Consider the following 22,226-nt stretch of genomic DNA (forward strand, 5'->3'; position numbering starts at 1 on the left):
TTATCCTGCCTGCGCACTTTAGTTACGCTTTACTCCTTGCCTTCCTCAGATCCTCTTCATCTATAAAGGTCAAGGAAATGAACATCTACATTGTGAACTTAAGCCCGGGCACCAGCGATGCTGCGCTCGCCGCGCATTTTTCCCCCTACGGCACCGTGGTCTTCTGCCGCGTCATCATCGACAAATACACCGGCCTGCCGAAGGGCTACGGGTTTGTGGAGATGGCCGATACCGAAGCCCTGGCAGCGATCGCCGCGCTCGACAACAGCGTGCTTGGCGGCCAGCCGATCCGGGTGATGGAGGCGCGTCCCAAAGAGCTCGGCGCCGGCAGCCCCGCTCCCCGCCGCGCCGGCTGACGCATTTCGTACGGGCGCCCCTTGTGCGTCCCCTTCTTTTTTCGGTACTTGCCGGTATGGTCACCTGCCTGCTCTTCGATTTCGACGGCACCCTCGTGGATTCGCGCGACGTCTTTATCCGCACCTACAACAGCCTTGCGGCCGCGCACGGCTTCCTGCCCATCGACCAGCACAACCTCGACGCATTGCGTGCCCTGCCCATGCGGCAGCGCTTCCGCGCGCTCGGGGTGCCGCTGTGGAAGCTGCCGCTCCTGTCGCGCCGCTTCCTGCGGGAATACCGCGCCGCGCTCGGCGGCGTTCGCCTTCAGCCCGGCATCGCCGACCTGCTGCACACGCTTGCCGCGGGGCCGGCGCACCTCGCCATCCTTTCTTCCAACCGCGCCGACACCATCCGCCACTTCCTGCAGGCGCAGGGCCTTGCCGGCATCACCGACATCCACGGCACGCGCCGCCTCTTCGGCAAGGGGCGGGCGCTGAAGCAGTTCCTGCGCGCGCAGCGCCTGCAGCCTTCCGAGGTGCTGTATGTGTGCGACGAGCTCCGCGACGTGGAAGCCTGCGCCGAAGCCGGCATCCGGGCCGTGTGGGTAAGCTGGGGTTATGATACCGAGGCGGCGGTTGCCGTTGGTGCGCCTGCTTATGCCGTACACACAGCCGGGGAGTTGCTGACGCTGCTCCAGGCACTCATTGCAGATCCCGTTGCCCGCCCCGCGTAATGAAGAACACGGATAGTACGGATTGGACGGAGCGTTACGAATCGATCCGTCTTTATCTGCCGCATCCGTTTGATCCGCGTTCCTCGTCTTCCCGAAGGAGCCTTACTTCCGGATCGCCGACAACCATTGACCCTGCAGCGCAGCCGGTGATTGGTTCAAAGTAGTGGCAAGTGCCCCGTCGGTATCGGGCGCATCATACAATTTCAGCAACCCGTTTTTCCCAAGCAGCTCCGCCAGAAAGGAGACAAAAGAAGTGCCCGCGATGTAGAATTTGCGGCGCTGCTCCGTGCTGGTGAACGATGGAATGCCGTTGCGCGGAACGAGTGACAGCACGGCATCACGGTCGGGGTCGTTGTGCAGGGCTGCGGCCAGCGTATGCGCGTCTTCATTACCCGCGCTGCCGTAGAAGGCGGTATGTCCCGCGCCAAGCTGCGCTGCCACCTGCTGCGCTACCCATTCGGCGGTGCCTTCGCGGAGCCACAGGGAGTGGAAGTCGCGGAGCACGAGGTGGGTGGTTTCGTGGAGGTAGGGCACGGTGCCGTCGGCGAGGCGCTTTGCCGAAAAGAAGATGTAGGGAAGACGCGGGCCTTCGTTGTGCTGGTAGCCGTTGTAGACATGCGATACGGTGGTGGCGCGCGACACGAAGTACTCGATGCGTGCCTGCCCGTACCCCGCACTGTCGAAGCGGCGGCCGGTGAAGGATTCGATGGCTTCGATGCCGCGCTCGAGCTCGCGGAGGAAGGCGGCGACGACGGGTTCCTTTGCTTCGTTGGGGTGGTACCAGACGATGGCGCGGGTCCCTTCGATCTTTTTACCGGAGGCGCGCAGCTGCTGCACGATGCTGCTGTCGGGCGCATCGCGCCGGGCGTGGAGGGAGCTGAGGGAGGTTAGGAGCAGGAGGCACAGGAAGAGCGGTTTCATATCGGTTGATTTCCCGCAAAGCTGCTGCAACCCGCGCCCGGAGCGGGTTAATGCACCTGTGTAAAACGTGAACGAAGGTTAATGCGGGCACCAGTTGCGGTAATCCGTCGATGAATTGTAGCCTTCCGTGGGAAGGCGGAAGAAGGAGAAGAAGGGATTTTTACCGCTAAGAAAAGAAGAGGCTAAGGGTTTCGCTAAGAGAGGGTCTATTGGTCTATTCGTTTATTGGTAATAGATCGTTTCGGCAGACCCTATCGTACCAACAAGTCATACGTGCGGCAGACTTGCCTACGCGACGGTGATGAAAGCTGCCATCCGCGTTCATCGTACACATCCAAATCAGCTGCGTTTCTTCGCTCCGCGCCCAACGCTATCCTACCCACAAATCATCCTTGCTGCACACATGCCGGGGTGGGACCCAAGCGCTTTAAGCTATTATCCGCGCTCATCGTATCAAATCCGTTAGATCCGTGTTCCTTCTTTCCGCGCCTTACCCTATCGTACCAACAGATCTTACGTACGGCAAATATGCCAACGCGGAGGTGATGCAAGCAACCCTCCGCGTTCATCGTATACATCATAGTGATCTGCGTTCCTTCTCTATTCCATATTCCACGCTAAAGGCCCCTATCGCTACCGGCGTCAGCCACATCTGAGATCCCAGATCCTACATCTGAGATCACGACAGCGGGTTAGGCGGAGGCGGTGGTCCGCCGGCCGGTTTGGATTTGTCTTCCGGAAGGGGCACGAAGGTATCGTTGTCGTTGGGGGGCAGCAGGATGCGGCCTTCCTTCCAGTCGTGCTTGGCCTGCTCGATGCGCTCGCGGCGGGAGGACACGAAGTTCCACCAGATGAAGCGGTCGCCGAGGGGCGCGCCGCCGAGGAGCAGGAGGGTGGCGCCCGTAGAAGTACGGAGGGCGGGGTCTTCGTCTTTTTCGAACACGATCATCTGCCCGATGCCGTAGGTAACGTGCTTGATCTCGACGGTTCCCCTGGCGATGTACAGGGCGCGCTCCTCGTGGCCCTGCGGAAGGCCGAAGGTGGTGCCGGGCTGCAGCACGGCGTGGATATAGAACAGCGGCGAGTGCGTTTTGACGCCGTTGCGCAGGCCATAGGCGTCGCCGGCGATGAGGCGCATCCAGAGCCCGCCCTCGGTGAACACGGGCAGCTCCGCTTCCGAATAATTGGCAAAGGAAGGCGCGGCCTCCTCGTCCTGCTCCGGGAGGGCCACCCAGGTCTGGATCATTTCGAGGGCGCCGCCGGCGAGGGCCGCGGGGTCTTCGAAGCGCTCGGAGTGGGCGATGCCGGAGCCGGCCGTCATCCAGTTGACCTCGCCGGGGCGGATCACCTGCTGCACGCCGAGGGAGTCGCGGTGCGTGACGGAGCCGCCGAAGAGATAGGATACGGTGGAGAGGCCGATGTGGGGGTGGGGCAGCACGTCGAGCTCGCTTACGACGCGGGGCGGCTCGGCCACGGGGCCGGCATGATCCATGAAGATGAAGGGGCCCACCATGCGGCGCTGGCGGAAGGGGAGGATGCGGCGCACGGCGAGGCCATGGCCGAGGGCAGCGTTGCGGGCGTCGATGACGAGCATAGGAAGGAGTTGAAGGCTCAAGGTACGGGCGGGGAAGGTTTTGTAGGGTTTTGGAGGTTTTGGGGGTTGGCGCCAACCAGCTCACGGCTTCAGCCGTGGGTGTTCGATTTACAACCAGCCCACACTTTAGTCGTGGGTTTTCGATTTACGACCAGCCCACGGCTTTAGCCGTGGGGCACGGGAACGGGAAACGGGATACCGGGAACGGAACGTGGGGTACGGGGAACAAGGAAACGGGAACGACCCGCGTTCTTTAGTCACCAGGTACGAGGCGCGGAGTGAGCGCCCTTTGAGTCGTGTCTTCGGAAGACGTCCCCTCGGCCATAAGAAATGGTACTCGCTTTTAGTCGGGCGACGACGGTGCTTGCTTACCGGCGTCCCGTGCTTCCCCATCGAACCGATCCCGTTGCAGCCCCGCAGCCGGAGAGCCTACCCTGCTCCCAATCGGCAGGGCGTCGCCCGGTGCTCCCGGCGGGATGCTGCGCAACGGTAAGCGGAGGCGGGAAGGGGGTGAACACCGCCGGGTACCGACGTGCGCCGGCCAGTAAGGACCTTTCCTCAACAGATACTACGCCTTGCGCCGGTGAAATTCAGCGCCCTGAATTTTAATTTATATCTTGTTCGTCGCCGAAATCAAAACTAACTGCCCATGAAAAAGTATTACATCATCGATGGCCAAGAGCAGAAGGGCCCCTTTTCCGTCGACGAATTGAAAGCGCTTACTGTAAACCGGGATACTTATGTTTGGTATGAAGGAGCAGACGGCTGGTCGAAAGCTGGTGCACTTGATGAGTTAGGAGAGGTATTCAGAACGCCTCCTCCATTCACGGGCACAAAAATAGAATCACCAATTACGCCGCCGCCTTTCTCAAGGTCAGATTCTGCGCCGATAGAGCAGGTTCCTGTAATCAGGGGCTCCAAAAACAATATTGCCTTTATTCCTATTGGAATAGGCGCGATAGTAGTGCTGGCGCTTGTATTCCTTTATATCAACGGCAGGCAGGAAACAGCTTTAGTTCAATCACAGATCTCGCAGATGCAAGCGGATGAAAGTCAAAAAGAACAAGAGCGGCGACAAAAGGAAGAAGAGAAAAAGCGTGCGCTGGAGGAATTGACACGAAAAAATAGAAACTACCGGAATAATTGGACTACCTATTTTACAGCTACACGTAGTGAATATAGATATAGTGCCTTGGGAGGCATATATGGCTTAAAAGTCATTTTTCAGAATAATTCGGAATACATGGCAGACGAGATGGTGGCTACCGTTACCTATATCAAGGCCAATGGAGGAGTTTGGGATCGTGTGGATATACCCGTTACCAATGTTCCCGCTTATAGTGAAAAAACTGTTTCCGTGCCAGATGTAGAGCGTGGGACATCCGTTCAGGTTGACATAAAAAGAATCAGCAGCAAGAAATTACATATCTATGTTGGTGACAACTATTATAGCGGCAACCCTGAAGATCCGTATTTCGCTAAATAGTCAAAAGAGTGCCTGTGGTACAGAAAAGCGCACGTAAGCTTTGGACGAGAGATGAGTTGATCTTAGCAATAAACTTGTATTGCAAGCTCCCGTTTGGAAAGATGCATCATCGGAACCCGGAGGTCATCGCCCTCGCCCATCTGGTTGAGCGTACGCCCGGATCGGTAGCATTCAAGCTGGCCAATTTCGCTTCCTTTGATCCCACCCTTCGTGCCCGCGGGATAAAAGGAGCTGCCAATGCAGGCAGGTTGGATCAAAAAGTTTGGAACGAGTTTTACTCAAATTGGACTGAGCTGGCTTTTGAGAGCGAACTGAGGCTGGCCAACAAGAAACAGACAGCAGTTGAAGAGCTTATCGAAGAAAGCGAGTTATTGCAATTTCCGGTAGGAAGAACCAAGGAGCAGTTGGTAAAAGTTCGGATAAATCAGGCGTTTTTCAGAAAGGCAGTGATTAGTGCCTACAACGGTACTTGCTGTATCACAGGTCTCAAGCAAAATGAGCTTTTGGTGGCGGGGCACATACGGCCTTGGGGAGTTGATGAAGCGAACAGAATCAACCCCTCCAATGGAATTGCGATAAACTATTTGCACGACCGGGCCTTCGAAAACGGTCTGATAACGATCACTCCGGACTTTCACATTCGCGTATCTCCGATACTATTGAAACAGCAAGACGATACTGTCAAAAAGTATTTTCATAAGTATGATGGCAGCCTGATGCACCTTCCTTCACGGTTTTTACCTGACCCCCAGTTTCTTAAATACCATAACGATGAGCGATTTAGGGCCTGACACGAGCGCGGTTCTTTTGCCTTTTCACAGCCGGCTTGCGATAGACCGCCTCATGCTGGTATTCAAGGATACCACTAACTCGTACAAGTTTTATTGGTTGCGCGCTATACTGCAGCTGACCCGTAACACGCGTGCGAGCGCTTTTACCTGGGAGGAGCTCACTCAGGAGATGTTTGCACAAGTCTGGTACCCGTTGACCTATTACAAGCTGTCGTTTGGTAAGAAAGACGGGTTTATAAAGATCGCAGAACAACTTCCGGCACATCTCAAGATCAACAATGCGCCCGGAGCACCCTCTGTCATTCGGCAAGTAGAAACTTTATTATCGGCGCAGGAAAAGGAGCGCTTTTATGCTGCGGTGTTGAGCCTGACGAATTATGTGCCGTTTCGTTTCCTGCGTCCCTTCTTCCAGGAAGAAATTGCCAAGGTCAAGGATCATGACGTCAACCGGGCGATAGCTGCTTGCGCATCACGGGCAGCTAGGGGGAGCTCTCATTTAGCTCCCTACCACTTTACGTCTGCCGGTATCGTTTTGCATAGCGAATGGAGGGATTATTTTCTGGAGAACCTTGGCTTGTTGGACGCATTTATTAACTGGCACCTTACTCGTTTCCTTCAACGAAACAACCCAAATATCATTGGGATCTCTCAAAAGCTGTTCAAGCCGGAAAAGCGAAACCTGGAGCGCAGCAGGAAGGCCTGGACACTCTTCAGGACTGAGAGTGAGTCCTGTGCCTGCATTTATTCTAATGCACCTTTGCCAGCGAATTTTTCTTTGGACCACTTTGTGCCCTGGTCATTTGTCGTTCACGACCTTAACTGGAACCTTGCTTCAGTGGGAAAAGAAGTCAACTCAGCAAAAAATGATGCACTTCCTGCCGAAGTTTACTTGGGCGAATTCGCTGAGCTGCAGCACCAGTTCTATAGATTTACCCGGCAGGCCCGTCCCGACGACCTGATCCTGGAGGACTATGCCTTGTTGTTCAATGATGACCTAAATGAAATCGACACAATGCCGGCCGAACTGTTTAAGGGGAGGCTTTGTGACAGTATCAAACCAATGATTCAAATTGCTCAAAATGCCGGATTTCGAAGTGGGTGGACCTACGCTTAAGCCAACCTGTCCTTTTTGTCAGTTGGCGAACGAGAGGAAAATCGTCCTGGAGAACGATGAAGCTTTTGTAATAGAAGATGGCTTCGCTGTTTCGTTAGGCCACATGCTCGTCATTCCAAAACGTCATTCAGAGCATTATTTTAAGTTACTGCCTTCGGAAAAAGCCGCCGTGTGGAATTTAGTTGACGATGCGGTTGCTCTGGCAAGAGAACGTTATCAGCCCGACGGTTTCAATGTCGGCTTTAATGTGATGGCGGCAGGAGGACAGACTGTTTTTCACACGCATGTGCATATCATTCCGCGCTATCACGGTGACGTTGATTTGCCGGCGGGCGGCATCCGACATGTAATACCTGGTAAAGGATCCTATTAACGATTCAGACAAACCGTCTTTGCAAGCGGACACAGGAGCCAATTCAATTAGCTATTCGGCTCACAAGATCCCATTATCCTGAGCCGATTAACCGCCCCAATCGGCTCACGGCGCCTGCACCAGCCCCTTCCACTCCGGGTGCCGCTCCAGCCACACCTTCACATACGGGCAATACACCACCACCGGCATTCCCTCGGCCTTTGCATATTCAAACGCATGCAGCGCCAGCGCCGCGGCAATGCCCCGCCCGCCGAGCGCATCGGGAACGCCGGTGTGCATGAGCATGATGTTGCCGCCATGTAGCCGGTACTCGAGCACGGCCAGCTCGCCGTCGAGCTCGATCTCAAACCGTAGGTTTTGCGTGTTGTTGCGGATGTTCATGCCGGAAAGGTAGGGAGGATCCGGAGCCGATGGAATAAGCGCACTGGGCCATAGCCCAACACTGCCGCCACCCCCGCTACCGCCCGCAAACAGCCGTTGGCCGTCGCTTTTATTTAATTCCGGGAAAAGGCGCCGGGAAGGCGTTCCCGTAGAAACCCGGACCCATTGTTGTGGCAAGAACCGCGTACGGACGCTCATTTTCGGGAACCTCCTTATTGCCCAACCCTATGCGAAACCCCAAGCCATCGTTATCCCTGCCCGGATTCCTCACCGACGGCGAAATGGGCCGCACCATCGCCGCCCGCGACTGGTCGAGATCGCCCCTGGGCCCCCTCGACTACTGGCCCGAATCCCTGCGCAGCGCCCTCTCCCTGCTGCTGCCGTCCAACGAGCCGATGGCGCTCGCCTGGGGGCCGCACTTCACCCTGCTCTATAACGACAGCTACCGCATGCTCTGCGGCGACGGGCACGCGCGCACCCTCGGGCACGACTTCCGCCGCTGCCACCCGCCCGGCTGGCCGGGCATAGGGCCGGCGTTTAGGCGCGCCGCCCGCGGCGAAGCGTCCTCCATCGAAAACCAGCGCCTGTTCTTCGACCACAATGGCTATCCCGAAGAGTGCTTCTTCACCTTCTCGTTCAGCCCCGTGCCGGGCGCCGACGGCTCGGTGGCCGGCGTGCTGGTGCAGGTGCTCAGCCAAACGGCCAAGCTGCTGGCGGTGCGCCGCTGCAGCGCCCTGCGCGCCCTCGCCAGCCGCAACGGCGAAGCCCACAGCGTGGAGGCCGCCCTGAGCCTCGCCGCCCTCACCCTCGCGCCCTTCGACCTCGACCTGCCCTTCCTGCTGCTCTACCGCGCCCACGAGGGCGGCAACCGGCTCGTGGCCCATGCCGGCTTTACCGAGGACCACGCCGGACATACCGTTCCGCCCCAGGTGGCCGAAGACGCCGACTGGCCCTTCGAAAACGCCGTGCGCACGGGCACGCCCTTCGAGGTGCTGGTAGGGGACCGCCTCGGCGCCGTGCCGGTAGGTCCCTACCCCGAGGCGCCGCAACGCGCCTTCATCCTGCCCATCACCCCTCCCGGGTACACCGGGCCGGCGGCATTCGCCGTAGCGGGCGTGTCGCCGCGCCTCACCCTCAACGAAGCCTACCTCGCTTTTTACGAGCTGCTGTCGGTAGCCCTCACCGCCTTTCTCGCCTACACCGAAGACCGCGCCGCCGGAGAGGCCCGCGCCAAAGCGCAGCTCCAGGCCTACTGGGAGCACTTCCGCCAGATGGCTGCCGCCGTGCAAAAGAGCGAGGAGCTCTTCCGGGGGCTCGCCGACCAGGTGCCGGTGGTGGTGTTCATGACCGCACCCGACAACGCCACCTACTGGAATAAATTCTGGCTCGAATTTACCGGGCTCAGCGCCGTGGAGTCGCACGCCAAAGGCTGGCGCGTGGCGGCCCACCCCGACGATGTGGCCGGCGCCATTGCCGCCTACAATAACGCAGTGGCCTGCCACGCGTCCGTGACCCACGAGCTGCGCCTGCGCCGGCACGACGGTGTGTACCGCTGGTTCCAGTTTACCGTGGCGCCACGCTACTCGGCCGACGGATCGCTGTCGGGCTACTCAGGCATCGCCGTGGATGTTACCGAGCGACGCGACGCCGCCAGCCTGCTCGAATCGCTGGTGCGCGACCGCACCGCCGAACTACGACGCTCCAACGAAGACCTGCAGCAGTTTGCGCACGTCACCTCGCACGACCTCAAGGAGCCGACCCGCAAGATCAAGACCTTCGCAGGCATGCTCGACGACGACCCGGAAACGCGGCTGTCGGAGCGCGGGCGGATCTGCCTCGCGAAGATCAGGAGCGCCACCGACCGTATGTTCATGATGATCAACGGGGTGCTTTCCTATTCGTCCATCAAGGAGTCGGAGCCCGACCGGGAGGCAGTGCCGCTGGAGGCCCTGCTGTCGGCGATCCGCGAAGACCTCGAAGTAGCGATCGCGGACAAGCGCGCGCGCATCATCAGCCACGCCCTGCCGGTGCTGCTGGGTTCGCCGGTGCTGCTGTACCAGCTGTTCTTCAACCTGCTCAACAACGCGCTGAAGTTTGCCCGCGAAGACGGCACGCCCGTCATCGAGCTGAGCAGCCAGCCCGACGCCCTTCCCGGCTGGACGCGCATCGAGGTGCGCGACAACGGCATCGGCTTCGACCAGCATTATGCCGAGCATATATTCGAAACGTTTACCCGCCTGCATTCGAAGGATCATTACGAAGGCACGGGGCTGGGCCTCGCGCTGTGCCGCAAGATCGTGCAGCGGCATGGCGGGCATATCTCGGCACAGGGAGCCGCGGGGCAAGGGGCGGTGTTTGTGCTGGTGCTTCCCACCAGCCCCGGCCCCCTGTCCCCCGGAGGGGGAACTTAGGTTGGTCGTTTCTTCCGGTAGCCGAAGCAGGCGCGAGAAAGGAAAGGGTGCCGCATTACGGCTGGCGCCCATGCAAAAAGGCCCCCACGAAGGGAGCCCAATTGCTCATTGCTGAGGCGGCTACCATTCATGCCGCACAAGGTGTCTTCTTCACAGGTTAGCCGAATCCCGGAGGGCCGGGAGTAGCGCGGTGTTACCCGCTTGCTACGTCTGTTATAATAGCAATTCCGTGCCGAAACGTTTGCGTTTCACCGATTGGGGAAGCGGCGTCGGATCGTTGTCGGGAGGCGGCAATACGGGGCGTCGCTTGCCGGTTGTTGTGGACGTCGCATTTCGCCGCACATAAAGAAGGGGGCAGGCTTCTACAACCCGGTTCCACAATTAGCTCCTTCGACACCCTTCGACGGGCTCAGGGTGTCCTTCGACAGGCTCAGGATGACGGGCTTTGTCGTGCGCTCGCAATGAGCGACACTCTGCGTAACGCAGGAGATTGCTTCGCTGCGCCCGCCATGACGGGCACTCCGCGTAGCAGACTATTTCCTGCGCCTTGGCGTCTTGGCGTGAAACCCGCGCCGAACTGTGATGACTGCCAGCCGCTTGCGGCGGGAAGCACCAGCAAGTAAGTTGCCTTATCCGCGGAACTTCCGCGGGATCGGCTTCAGTACCAGCTTCTGGATGGCGAACACCTTGGAGGGGATCGACGTGGAGTCGTTGAGGTCGTGGAACTTGGCGTTCATGATCCAGACGTCGTCGCCGGCCGCGGTGGCCGTGGAGGGATGCGTGAAGCGGTCGGTGAGAAAGGTGGTGCCCGTCAGCTTCGCCGAGGCCCAGTTGTCGTCGGTCGTCATGCGGAAGATCTTGTCGGCGCCGCCGTTCACCACCAGGATCAGGTTGTTGGGGTCTTTGAGCAGGAGGCCGTCGCCGTTCACCGAGTACATGTCGCTCTTCACCTTCGTGACGTTGTCGGGGTTGTTCACATCCACCTTGAAGATGACGCCGTGGGCCGTGCTGCTGACCAGCAGGAAGCCGCCGGGGTGCCACACGATGCCGTTGAGGCCGATGCCCACCGTCTCGAACAGCTTGTGCTTCGAGAACACCGAGGGCTTGCCGGCCGCGTCCACCTTGATGATAGCGTCGCCATACGAATCGGTCAGGAAGATGTTGCCTTTGTCGTCGAAGGTGAGGTCGTTGGCGAAGTGCTTGCCGGGGAACAGGTTGCTGAGGTCCACATCCGAGAGACGGCGGCCCGAGGTGAGGTCGATCGAGATGAGGCGCGACATCTTGTAACGCGTGTCGGGGGCCGTAAATCTACTGTAGTTGGCGTCGGCGGCGCACACGAAGAGGCGCTTGCCGTCGGGGTGGATCTTCATGCCGTAGGTCGACTTCAGCGTGGAGTCGGCATGGAGCACCGTATAAGCACCGTCGGGGGTTACGCGGCCAATGGCGCCGGTGCGGGCGGAGGATACATAATAGACGTTGGCCGCTCCATCGTACGCGATGCCCTCCGGGTAGAGGTCGGGCGCGGTGAAGTTGATGCGCTGCGTGGGCCGCACGGGAACGCAGGAGGCCAGCAGGAGCGCGCAGAAAGCGGATATATAGAAGTTACGCATGATCATTTCTTGGGTTTGATGGCATAAATGACCCCGTTGGCATCGTCGCTCAGGAACACGACGCCGCTCGGGGCGATGAAAAGACCGGTAGGGCGGCCGAAGCGCATGCGGCGGCGGAAGAGCGGGAAGCCGCGGCGCAGGAAGCCGGTGAGGAAGTCGGAGGCGCCCACGGCTACGCCGTTCTCGAAGTGCACGCGCTGCACGGTGAAGCCGACGGGCTTGCTGCGGTTCCAGGAGCCATGCCAGGCCACGAGGCCGTCGCCGGTGTAGCCCGCCGGTGCCTGTACGCCATTACTGAAGAACTTGAAGTCGATCGGCGCCATGTGCGCGGGGAACTCATACACCGAAGGCTCGGTGCTCTTCGCCCATTCTTCCTTGGTATCGCCGGGCGGGTCGTCTTTCACCCGGTCAACCTCGCGCTTGCCGTATACGAAGGGAAAGCCGTAGTTGCCGCCTCTCACGATGCGGTTGGCCTCTTCGGGCGGCCATTTGTTGCCCTTGCCGTCACCGCCGTTGTCGATGCCCCACATCTCGCCGGTCTGCGGGTGAAAGTCAAAGCCGATAGTGTTGCGGAGGCCGGTAGCATAAATCGTGCGCTTCCAGGTCTTCGGATCTACCTGCAGTATGGCCGCCACCTCGGGGTCCATCTCCTTGCAGTCGTTGCAGAGGGTGCCCACGGTGATGTAAAGCATCCCGTCGGGCCCGAAGGCGATGGTGCGGTTGGGGTGCTGGCCACCGGAGGGCAGGTCGTTGATGAGCACCTCCTTGCCTTCGAGCATCCCGTCGGGGCGGATCTTGTAGCGGCGCAGCTCGTAGTTGCTGCACAGGTAGAGGTAGCCGTCGCGGCTCGTGAGGCCGTGCACGGTGCGGAACATATACTCCGCGATCTTCACTTCCTCGAACACGTTGTCGCCGTCGGCGTCGCGGAGCAGCAGCACGTCGTTGGCATCGCGGCGCGTCACGTACATGTCGCCGTTGGGCATGCGGTGCATCATGCGCACCTTGCCGAGGCCGGCGGCGGCGATGGACACCTCCCAGCCTTCGGCGGGCTTGAGGAGCTTCACCATGGGGGGCAGGAAGTCGAGGTGCTCGGCATACTTGGCCACGAAGACGTTCTTTTTCTTATGGCGGGGCGGCACCCCGCGCTGGGCATCCGCGGCCAGGGCTGCAAAGAGCAGCAGGACCGATAGCCATTTTCTGAGCTGAAACATGAGGGATAAGGTTTGCCCGCAGGGCTGCAATTACCGGGCTCCGTAATAGTACGGCCTTCAGCCTCTGCTGTGGTGCCCCGATGGGGCATGGGTAGAGTATGGCACGCGGAAAGCGCGGAACACGCGGAAGGATTTTTTTTCTTTTGGTAGACGAGTTGCCCGGTACGCCGTCACTCCGCTGTTGCGGATGCCCTATGCACAATGGACTATAAAAGTGCAGGCAGCTTGCTGTATGAAGTTTTGTGTGAAAACGCAGAAGAATGCCTCTTCATAGAGACAGGGGCGCCAGGCGCCCCCTTTTCGCGTTTTATACCGGAAGGTACCACCCTGATTCTGCCTCGTTTTTTAGAACGAAAGTTGCACCTGCAGCACTTGCACTTGCGGCAACGTTGCCATCGTAATAATCGCTCAAACAGCCAACAAATACCTTCCGCGTGTTCTGCGCATTCTGCGTGCCCCTTCCCTACAGCCGCGTATGGCCTTCTTATTGTGCGGTGTTGCACACAAACAAAATCAGCTATGTTCTACCACGTTCAGTCGCTTATCAACGAGATCGTTGCCGATGAGCCGGATCCTTCGGCCGCCAATGCCCTGCAGGAAGGCCTCGGCGGGCAGTTCGGCGAGATGCGCACCATGATGCAGTACCTGTTCCAGAGCTTCAACTTCCGCGGCGACGCAAAGCCCTACCTCGACCTCATCCAGGGCGTAGGCGTGGAGGAGATCTCGCACGTCGAGCTCATCTCCAAGACCATCTCCACCCTGCTCGACGGCTCGCCGCGCTACCAGGGTAAGAAGTTCGAAACACCGGGCAAGGGCGGCGCCGAATCGATGGCCATGGCCAAGGAGCAGCAGAACCCCCACCACTTCATCGTGGGCGCGCAGGGCGCCCTGCCGGTCGACGCCGCGCACAATCCCTGGAACGGCTCCTGGGTGCACGATCATGGCAACCTGGTGCTCAACCTGATGGACAACCTCGTGCTCGAGGCCACGGGGCGCCTGCAGAAATGCCGCATCTACCAGATGTCGGCCAACAAAACGCTGCGCAATACGGTAGCCTTTCTCATCGTGCGCGACGAGGCGCACCAGGCCGCCTTCGGAAAGGCACTCGAAAGCCTCGGCGTCAACTGGTCGAAGGTGCTGCCGGTGCCGAAGTTCGACTCCACGCAATGGCCCGAGGTGAAGCGCCTCATGGACCTCGGCATCCACCGCGAGCAATACACCTTCCGCCTCGACGGCTCCGACATGGGCGCGATCTTCAGCGGCGCGGCGCCTTTCAACGACGGCACCGAGGTGGTCACGAAGACCGAGCCCGACCGCAGCTTCCCGATCCCCACGGCGCCCGAGCGCCCCGAGGAGTTCGCGCCCGGCCTCGACCCCGAGCTGCAGGCCCTCGCCGATGCGCTCACGGAGTTCAAGGAAGGCATGGCGAAGAAGGCGGATGCGAAGAAGCCGGCTTCGAAGAGTGCGAAAAAGAAGTAGGCCCGGCCCCAGCGCTACGCGCGCAACCTTCGCCTTCGCTCGGTTGACCCCGTAGGGGGAACTTAGGTCGGGTATTTCTTGCGTTAGCAGTGATGCCTACAGCAATAAAAGCCCTGGCGCTCTTTGGCGCCAGGGCTTTCTTTTTTGAAGGCAGCTGCGCGCTGGCAATTGCAATTATCGCGGGTGCTCCGGATCATTTAAGCGATAAAACAGTTAGTGGGCAGCGTCAGGAGCGCGCAAGTCGTTGAGCACTAGGCACAAACATTTTTAAATGCTCGCTTGCAGCATACCGGCATGTGCGTAAGGGAACACAGATGATACGGATGCTACGAATAAAAAACGGATCGATACTTCCGTACCGATCCGCTCCATCTGTTCTATCCGTGTTCTTTGTCTTTACTTGAACGCTTCCTTATTGACCACAGGGCCCATCACGAAGCGAAGCGTGCCGCCCTGCACCAGGTCGGCGTGGCGGATAAAGGGGCGCGTGAGGCGCTTGCCGTTGAGCGTCACCGACTGCACGTACACGTTCTGCGCGCTTTGATGCGCCGCTTCGATGCGCAGCGTTTTGCCACCGAGGCGGAGCGTAGCGGATTGCACCAGCGGCGATCCGATGGCGTACTCGCCGGAGCCGGGCGTCACGGGGTAGAAGCCAAGGGCCGAGAAGAGGTACCACGCACTCATCTGCCCGCAGTCGTCGTTGCCGCCAAGGCCGCCGGGCTCGGGGCGGTACATGCGCGGCAGGATATGACGCACCCGTTCCTGCGTCTTCCAGGGCGCGCCGGTCCAGTTGTACAAATACGGTACGTGGTGCGAAGGCTCCTTGCCGTGCACGTAGTTGCCGATGATGCCGTCGCGCGAGATGTCCTCGGTCTTTTCGAAATACTTGTCGGGCAGCTCCATCGTAAAAAGCGAGTCGAGGTGGGCCGTAAAGAGCTCCGGGCCGCCCAGGAGACCGATCATTGCTTCGGGCGCGTGCGGCACATAGAGGCTGTAGTTCCAGGCATTGCCCTCGATGTAGCCGCGCTGGTGCGTGTTGAGCACGTCGAACTCCTTGAGGAAGGAGCCGTCGCTCATGCGCGGGCGCATGAAGCCGGTGGACGCATCCCACACGTTGCGGTACGACGCTGCGCGCTTGCTGAACTCGTTATAGATGTCGGTGCGTCCGAGCTTCCTGGCGAGCTGCGCGATGCACCAGTCGTCGTAGGCATACTCGAGTGTTTTCGACACGGAGGAGCCACTCTTGTCTTCGGGCACATAGCCGTACTGCATATAGGGACCGAGGCCTTCGTACTGCCGGTTGCGGGCGGTAGTGACGCAGGCTTCGAGCGCAGCCTTCGGGTCGATGCCCGGCGCGCCTTTCAGCACGGCATCCACGAGTACCGGTACGGCGTGGTAGCCGATCATGCACCAGTTCTCGTTGGCATGGTGGCTCCACACGGGCAGCATCTTATGGGCACTCTGGCGGTAATGCGCGAGCATGGAGCGCACCATGTCGGCGTTGCGCTGAGGCTGCAGCAGCGTATAGAGCGGGTGCAGCGCGCGGTAGGTGTCCCAGAGCGAGAAGGTCGTGTAGTTCGTAAATCCTGTGGCTGTATGCACTTCCTGGTCGAGCCCGCGGTAGCGCCCGTCCACGTCGCTGTAGACCGTGGTGCCGATATAGGCGTGGTACAGTGCCGTATAGAAGTTGATGCGGTCGGCCGGCTCGATGGTCTGCACATCCACGGCGCCGAGTACCTTGTTCCACTGCTGCTGTCCTTCGTTCTTCACGCGGTCGAAGCTCCAGTGCGGCACCTCGGCCCGGAGGTTGCGCAGCGCGCCTTGTGCGCTCACGGGCGAGAGGGCCACCTTCACCAGCAGCTGCTCGCCGTCGCGCGCGTCGAAGTCGAAGTGGGCGCGGAGCTGGCGGGCGATGAGCTCGCGGAAGTTCTGGCGGGTGTTGAACTTGCCCCAGAAACCGCGGTAGGTTTCCTTGTCGCCGCCGGTGTTGTAGCCGAAGCTTTTGAACGGCTTCGAGAAGGCGATGGCGAAGTACTGCGTGCGCGTTTTGGCCCAGCCGGCCGTCTGGCGGAAGCCCGTGATCAGCGAGTCGTTCTCGACGCGCACGAAGGTCCACACGTTCTTCTGCGCGTGGTTGTAGATGCCGTGCACGAGGTCGAGGATGACGTGGGCGTCGCCGCCTTTGCGGAAGGTATAGCGGTGCATGCCCACGCGGGTGGAGGCGGTGAGCTCAGCGTCGATGTCATGGTCCTGCAGCAGGGCGCGGTAGTAAGCGGGGGCGGCGCGCTCGTCGGTATGAGCATAGGCGGAGCGGAAGCCGGAGGCGGGATCGTCGGCGGTGCCGGGGTTGAGCTGCAGCGGCCCGAGGGTGGGCATCAGCAGCACGTCGCCGAGGTCGGAGTGGCCGGTGCCGGAGAAGTGGGTGTGCGAGAAGCCGACGATCGTGCGGTCGCTGTACTGGTAGCCCGCACAGTATTTATACACATCGGGCACGTACTTGCCGTTCACCTCGTACGGAATGGTGTCTGTGTCGGGCGAGAGCTGCACCATCCCAAAAGGCACCGTGGCGCCGGGGTAGGTATGGCCCATGCGGTGCGTGCCGATGAGGGGGTTCACGAAGGAAGCATGGTTGGTGGTCTGGGCGCTGGTGCCCAGCGACAGCAGCAGGGCAACGGGGAGTAACTTGAGGGACATGGCTCAAAGCTACGGGGAGGGGCACGCGGAATGCGCAGAAAACGCGGAAGAGATATTTATTCCAGGATGTATAATCTTTACGATTGCTGCATTTCTGCGGATGAAGGTGCTGCGGGTTCATTATTCATTCTAAAGGCGGGTGCAGACTGCGGGTGGGACAGTTTTGGATGAAACGCGGAATGGGCGCCAAGGCCGCCCCGCCGGGTTCCGCTTCTGCGTTTTATCCAAGCAACGTCGGGCAGTGTAAAGACGCAGCTTTTGTAGCCCACTTCAAATAAAGCACTCCGAGCAACACACTGACGAGAATCGAAGGAACTCCGCCAGATAAAGAAAAAAAGCTTCCGCGTCTTCCGCGTATTCCGCGTGCCTCACCGCGACGTAGTCGGTGGGTGGGGCAGGCTCGGATGAAGCGTGGAAAAGGAAACAAACGGTAGCAAGACGCTTCATCCGGAGCACATTCCGCGTTTTATCCCAAACAGGTCGGGCAGCGTAAGGTTGCCACTTTTATAAGCCACTACGCATAAATCATTCCCAACAACACGCTGACGAGAGCCAAAGTAACTCCTCCACCAAAAGAAAAAAATCTTCCGCGTCTTCCGCGCTTTCTGCGTGCCACCCTCACGGGGCGCCTAGGCCTTTCACGTCGGTGCGTTTGGGGCCGCCGAAGCCGAAGTTGAGCGATAAGAGCGACACGAGTGTCTGAAGCGGGTTGGTGATGGGGGCGAACTTGTTGCCTAACTGATAGGTGAGGGCAATACCATCGGTAACGCGATAGGTGAAGGAGCCGATGTACTGGAAGTCGGAGCGCGACTCTTTGCGGTACAGCCGGTTGCCATTCGCATCCGTGCCCGCTTCTACCTCGGTGCCGCTGGCGCGGCCCACGCCTTCGAGCTGGAAGGAGAGCTTGCGGAAATTGCCGTTGAGCGCGATGCCGTAATCCAGATTGTTGGTGAACACCGGCGTGCCGGGGAAGAAACGGCTATAGTACCCGCGGTCGAGGCGCTCGTAACGGAACACGCCGAGCAGCTTGAGCCAGCGGGCGCCCTTGTCGAAGTGATAGCTGGGCGTGATCCACAAGGAGTGTTTCGGTGCGAAGGAATATTCGAAGTCGTTGTTCGGAAAGCTGACCATGCCTGCATAGGCAAGGTCGATCGAGAAGCCGTAGCGGTTCCGGATATAGTCCTGGTAGCGGTCCACCACGCCCGCCACGCCGGCGTAGGTGTCGAGCGACGCATAGAATTGGTCCACGAAGTTGTCGCGGTCGTTCTTCAGGTCGGCCGTCACTTCGGTGCGTGCCTTGCTGATCATCGCGGCGGCCGTGGCGCCCGGGTTCGCGATCTTCAGGCTCCGGAGCCGTGTTTCTACGATGGGCTGCATCAGTTGCAGGAAGGCGTTCTTGTTGTTGGCCGTGTCGGCGATCGTTTCCGCATACACTTTGATGCCCGCCGAGAGCCGCTGCAGCAGGGCGAGCGAATCGGCATATGCTTTCAATTCCTTCTTGTCGTTCTGGTCGGCGAAGTGGATCGAGGTGCGCCAGCCAATGCCGACCGCCGCCGTGGCATCGTTGCCACTGAGGGCGAAGCCGGGTGTGGTGGCGATGGAGAAGGACGAGTTGCGCGTGAACTGACGGCCCGGCGCCGCAAAGAGGTACTCCTGCAACGACAGGCCCCGGTCTTTTGCCCAGTAAGGACTGAACTCGAGCGCGAAGTCGGAAGGCAGGCCGAAGCCGCCGGAGCCGTTCCGGAAGTTGGAATAGAGGGCCGTTTCGAGAGCGGTATACGACTTCGGCTGCAGGATGGCGCTGGGCTGCACGCCGATGGCATAGGCGGCCGGCGACGTGGGCGCCTTAATAGGATCGAGCTTGTCGCTTTGCTGCGCAGCGGCGGGTGCCGCGGCCAGCAGCAACAAGAGGAAGGGATGCGTTCTCATAAGGCCTGGGGGAATTTGATAAAGAGCACGATGTATACGGAGTCGGCATCGGTCTTGGGGTTGCGGTGCTCCTGCAGGAGCGTGTCGTTGAGAAAATACTGCACGGCGATCTCGTCTTCCTCGGGAACGAGGTTCACGATGTCGGAGAAGGAAACCGTAGTGTCACCGCGAAGGGCACTGCCCTTGCCGAGCGATACGGATCCCTCGTCGGCGAGCTCGGGGTCGTTGGGCCCGGGCACGTTGATGACGGTGTGGCCGGTATTGCCGGACGAAACGAACCTGATGGTAAGCGTCACGTCTTCGTTGTCGTTGACGGGAAAGGAGAGGTCGCGGTAGCGGTATACCTTGGACATGAGCAGGGCTTTGGTGGAAGCGCTAAGCTAATAAGGGGAGCGCGGCGTGGCAAGCGGGCGGCCGGCGTTGCGCCGCACCCTGCCCTGTTCCCGTACCCGGCACGGCTCAAAAGCGCTTGAGGCTGAGCGCGTTACACACAGGGGCCGGCCGCTGCAAAATATAAGGCCGCAGGCGATTTAAAAATTTGGTGAAAACACGGTAAAAAATGGGGCTTGTCCCATCTGCTCCTATCGGAAAGTGCGACGGTAAAGGTACTCCGTCCCGGTACCCGGCGCTGTCCCGTGTTTATATGTGTTTGGCAACAAAAAAGGACCCGGGCGGGTCCTTTCGTTCGATGAAACGTGTTGGTGATTATTTGCGCGATGCCGAGTAGGGCCACGCCGAAGGCTGTGTGCCGCGCACCTTGTTGGGCTGTGCGCTCATCTGGAAGTCGATCGTGCCGCCGCGCCGAAGGTCGCCGTGCTCCAGCCAGTTCAGCGGATGGACCTTGCCGTTGCGGCGAACGCTTTCCACGTAGTAATTCGCGGAGCTGTTGGCGGGAGATGAGATCTCGAGGCGCTTCCCGTTCTCCAGCGTTACGGTCATCTTTTTGAAGAGCGGCGTCCCGATCGCGTACTGCGTGGAGCCGGGGCACACCGGGTAAAAGCCCATCGCCGAGAAGAGGTACCAGGCCGAGGTCTGCCCATTGTCCTCGTCGCCGCAATAGCCGTCGGGCGTCGGCTTGTAGAGACGGTCCATGGCCTGGCGCACCCAGTACTGCGTTTTCCAGGGCTGCCCGGCCCAGTCGTATAAATACAGCATGTGCTGGATCGGCTGGTTGCCGTGCGCGTACTGGCCCATGTTCATGATCTGCATCTCGCGGATCTCGTGGATCACCGAGCCGTAGTAGCTCTCGTCGTACACCGGCGGCAGGGTAAATACGGAGTCGAGCATGGCTACGAACGCGTCGTTGCCGCCCATGGCGCGCTTGAGCCCCTCGATGTCGTGGAAGACGCTCCAGGTGTAGTGCCAGCTGTTGCCTTCCGTGAACGCATCACCCCACTTGAACGGGTTGAACGGCGACTGGAAGGTTCCGTCCTTCTTCTTGCCGCGCATCAGCTTGATGGTGGAGTCGAAGAGGTGGCGCCAGTTGGTGGAGCGCTGCGTATACAGGTCGATCTCGGACTGCGGGCGCTTCAGGGCTTTGGCGAGCTGGGCGATGCACCAATCATCGTAGGCATACTCTAACGTGCGGGCGGCGCTCTCGTTGATGCCGGCGTCGGTGGGCACATAGCCGATCGAAGTATAGTACGGTGCGCCGCGGCGGCCGACGGCATCCATGGGTCCCTCGTTGTTGGCGCCTTTGAGCAGGGCGGCGTAAAGCGAGTCGATGTTGTAGCCGCGCAGGCCTTTGATATACGCGTCGGCCACCACGGAGGCGGAGTTGTTGCCGATCATGATGTTGGCATATCCCGGCGAGCTCCATTCGGGCAGCCAGCCGCCTTCGGCATAATCGTTGGCGAGGCCTTCCTGCATCTCCTTGTTGATGGACGGGTACACGAGGTTGAGGAAGGGATAGAGCGCGCGGAAGGTGTCCCAGAACCCGGTGCCGCCGAACATGCGGCCAGGGAGCACCTTGCCGTTGTAGGGGCTGTAGTGCACGATCCTGCCCGCAGCATCGTATTCATACAATCGCTGCGGGAACTGCACGGCGCGGTAGAGGCAGGAGTAGAAGGTGCGCACCTGCTCCGGCGATCCGCCTTCCACGCTGAGGCGGCCGAGCACGTCGTTCCAGGTGCGTTTGCCTTTCGCTTTCGTGGTCTCAAAATCATCCTTGCCGAGCTCGCGCTGCAGGTTGATGCGGGCCTGCTCTTCGGAGATGAAGGAGGAGGCGACGCGCGCGGTGACCACTTCGCCCTTGTGCGTGCGGAAGCCGACGATGCCGCCGGCGTGGTGGGCGGTGATGAGCAACGAGTCGCGCACGAGCGTGCTGTCGTGCCAGCCGTAGGCCAGCGTAAAGGGCTTGTCGAACTGGATCACGAAGTAGTTGCGGAAGTTGGGCAGGGTGCCGCGGCTGTAGCGGCTGCTGTAGCCGCTGATGGTGCGGGCCGCCGGGTCGATGCGTACCTGCGAGCCGCGGTCGAAGGCGTCTACCACGATGAAGGCGGAGTCGGTCTTCGGGAAGGTGAAGCGGAACTGCGCCGCCCGCTCGGTGGGCGCGATCTCGGTGCTGACGTCGGCATCGGCGAGGTACACACTGTAGTAATACGGTTTCGCCACTTCGGCCTTGTGCGAGAACCAGGAGGCGCGGTCGTCCTGCCGGAACCGGAGCCTGCCGGTGACGGGCATGATCGAGAACTGGCCGTAGTCGTTCATCCAGGGCGAGGGCTGGTGCGTTTGCTTGAAGCCGCGGATGCGGTCGGCGGTGTACTGGTATTGCCAGCCGTTGCCCATGGTGCCGGTCTGCGGCGTCCAGAAGTTCATGCCCCACGGGAGGCCGATGGCGGGGTAGGTGTTGCCGTTGGAGAGGGAGGGCTTCGAGTCGGTGCCCATCAGCGGGTTCACCCACTCTACGGGGTCGGTCACTTTTTGAACGAGCTGCGCCTGCGTGGTGGTGGCTGCGAGCAGGCCAAGGGCCAGGGTTATCTTTCGGATCATGGGGAGGAAGGTAACATGAAGATTAGGTTTTGAAGGGTTTTGGAAGGTTTTGAAACCTTTTGGAAGGTTTTTTTTAGTGCGGACTCCGGGTTGGGAAAACCTGCTCCGGCTGCCTCCCACGCCCGGGCCTACCCGAAAATGCAGGGCAAGCGCCTGGCGCAGGCCCCCCCGG

Annotated in this window: 17 protein-coding genes; 8 read left to right on the top strand and 9 right to left on the bottom strand. The window is 60.1% G+C overall.

Features of this window, described 5'->3' with window-relative positions:
• The first annotated feature begins 77 nt into the window (after positions 1-77).
• Positions 78-356 carry an RNA recognition motif domain-containing protein gene (locus tag ABD937_RS18040; protein WP_345257235.1) on the top strand — a complete coding sequence of 93 codons (279 nt, stop codon included), beginning with the start codon at positions 78-80 and terminating at the stop codon, positions 354-356.
• A gap of 56 nt (positions 357-412) precedes the next feature.
• Positions 413-1,069 (top strand): HAD hydrolase-like protein, encoded by a 657-nt coding sequence (locus tag ABD937_RS18045; protein WP_345257236.1) that lies wholly within the window; start codon positions 413-415, stop codon positions 1,067-1,069.
• A gap of 102 nt (positions 1,070-1,171) precedes the next feature.
• Here ABD937_RS18045 and ABD937_RS18050 read toward each other — a convergent pair whose 3' ends face one another.
• Both ABD937_RS18050 and ABD937_RS18055 read right to left on the bottom strand, forming a co-directional pair.
• On the bottom strand, positions 1,172-1,990 hold the full coding sequence (locus tag ABD937_RS18050) for a hypothetical protein (protein WP_345257237.1): 819 nt from the start codon (positions 1,988-1,990) through the stop codon (positions 1,172-1,174).
• A 679-nt stretch (positions 1,991-2,669) separates the two neighbouring features.
• Positions 2,670-3,584 (bottom strand): pirin family protein, encoded by a 915-nt coding sequence (locus ABD937_RS18055; protein WP_345257238.1) that lies wholly within the window; start codon positions 3,582-3,584, stop codon positions 2,670-2,672.
• 649 nt (positions 3,585-4,233) lie between these two features.
• On the opposite strand from ABD937_RS18055, the gene ABD937_RS18060 reads away from it, so the two are divergent.
• From ABD937_RS18060 to ABD937_RS18075, 4 genes are read left to right on the top strand one after another with little or no spacing between them, the layout of a single operon-like run.
• The gene (locus ABD937_RS18060) at positions 4,234-5,070 is read left to right on the top strand and encodes a DUF4339 domain-containing protein (protein ID WP_345257239.1); all 837 of its coding nucleotides are present in this window, start codon (positions 4,234-4,236) and stop codon (positions 5,068-5,070) included.
• A gap of 14 nt (positions 5,071-5,084) precedes the next feature.
• Positions 5,085-5,861 (top strand): HNH endonuclease, encoded by a 777-nt coding sequence (locus ABD937_RS18065; RefSeq protein WP_345257240.1) that lies wholly within the window; start codon positions 5,085-5,087, stop codon positions 5,859-5,861.
• Complete coding sequence (locus ABD937_RS18070; RefSeq protein WP_345257241.1) at positions 5,842-6,975, top strand: HNH endonuclease domain-containing protein; 1,134 nt, start codon at positions 5,842-5,844, stop codon at positions 6,973-6,975. The genes ABD937_RS18065 and ABD937_RS18070 overlap by 20 nt, the downstream gene beginning before the upstream one ends.
• Positions 6,941-7,348, top strand: coding sequence for an HIT family protein (locus ABD937_RS18075; RefSeq protein WP_345257242.1), 408 nt, complete (start codon positions 6,941-6,943; stop codon positions 7,346-7,348). The genes ABD937_RS18070 and ABD937_RS18075 overlap by 35 nt, the downstream gene beginning before the upstream one ends.
• 105 nt (positions 7,349-7,453) lie before the next feature.
• Here the strand turns inward: ABD937_RS18075 and ABD937_RS18080 are convergent, their stop codons facing one another.
• On the bottom strand, positions 7,454-7,729 hold the full coding sequence (locus ABD937_RS18080) for a GNAT family N-acetyltransferase (protein WP_345257243.1): 276 nt from the start codon (positions 7,727-7,729) through the stop codon (positions 7,454-7,456).
• A gap of 227 nt (positions 7,730-7,956) precedes the next feature.
• On the opposite strand from ABD937_RS18080, the gene ABD937_RS18085 reads away from it, so the two are divergent.
• Positions 7,957-10,140: a PAS domain-containing sensor histidine kinase gene (locus ABD937_RS18085; protein ID WP_345257244.1), complete on the top strand. Its 2,184-nt coding sequence runs from the start codon at positions 7,957-7,959 to the stop codon at positions 10,138-10,140.
• Between the two features lie 629 nt (positions 10,141-10,769).
• Here ABD937_RS18085 and ABD937_RS18090 read toward each other — a convergent pair.
• The gene (locus tag ABD937_RS18090) at positions 10,770-11,756 is read right to left on the bottom strand and encodes a hypothetical protein (RefSeq protein ID WP_345257245.1); all 987 of its coding nucleotides are present in this window, start codon (positions 11,754-11,756) and stop codon (positions 10,770-10,772) included.
• The gene (locus tag ABD937_RS18095; RefSeq protein WP_345257247.1) at positions 11,753-12,961 is read right to left on the bottom strand and encodes a PQQ-dependent sugar dehydrogenase; all 1,209 of its coding nucleotides are present in this window, start codon (positions 12,959-12,961) and stop codon (positions 11,753-11,755) included. Before ABD937_RS18095 ends, ABD937_RS18090 begins: the two co-directional genes overlap by 4 nt.
• Positions 12,962-13,480: 519 nt before the next feature.
• On the opposite strand from ABD937_RS18095, the gene ABD937_RS18100 reads away from it, so the two are divergent.
• Complete coding sequence (locus ABD937_RS18100; protein WP_345257248.1) at positions 13,481-14,440, top strand: manganese catalase family protein; 960 nt, start codon at positions 13,481-13,483, stop codon at positions 14,438-14,440.
• Between the two features lie 396 nt (positions 14,441-14,836).
• On the opposite strand, the gene ABD937_RS18105 is transcribed toward ABD937_RS18100, so the two are convergent.
• The 4 genes from ABD937_RS18105 to ABD937_RS18120 all read right to left on the bottom strand — a co-directional run bounded on the left by ABD937_RS18105 (position 14,837) and on the right by ABD937_RS18120 (position 22,054).
• Positions 14,837-17,134 carry a GH92 family glycosyl hydrolase gene (locus ABD937_RS18105; protein WP_345257249.1) on the bottom strand — a complete coding sequence of 766 codons (2,298 nt, stop codon included), beginning with the start codon at positions 17,132-17,134 and terminating at the stop codon, positions 14,837-14,839.
• Positions 17,135-17,752: 618 nt separating this feature from the next.
• The gene (locus ABD937_RS18110) at positions 17,753-19,063 is read right to left on the bottom strand and encodes a hypothetical protein (protein WP_345257250.1); all 1,311 of its coding nucleotides are present in this window, start codon (positions 19,061-19,063) and stop codon (positions 17,753-17,755) included.
• Entirely contained in the window at positions 19,060-19,416 is a 357-nt protein-coding gene (locus ABD937_RS18115; RefSeq protein WP_345257251.1) for a hypothetical protein, read from the bottom strand. The genes ABD937_RS18110 and ABD937_RS18115 overlap by 4 nt, the downstream gene beginning before the upstream one ends.
• A gap of 352 nt (positions 19,417-19,768) precedes the next feature.
• Positions 19,769-22,054, bottom strand: coding sequence for a GH92 family glycosyl hydrolase (locus ABD937_RS18120; protein ID WP_345257252.1), 2,286 nt, complete (start codon positions 22,052-22,054; stop codon positions 19,769-19,771).
• Positions 22,055-22,226 lie beyond the last annotated feature (172 nt).

Source organism: Flaviaestuariibacter amylovorans (assembly GCF_039541815.1).
In the GTDB taxonomy this organism is placed as follows: domain Bacteria; phylum Bacteroidota; class Bacteroidia; order Chitinophagales; family Chitinophagaceae; genus Flavisolibacter; species Flavisolibacter amylovorans.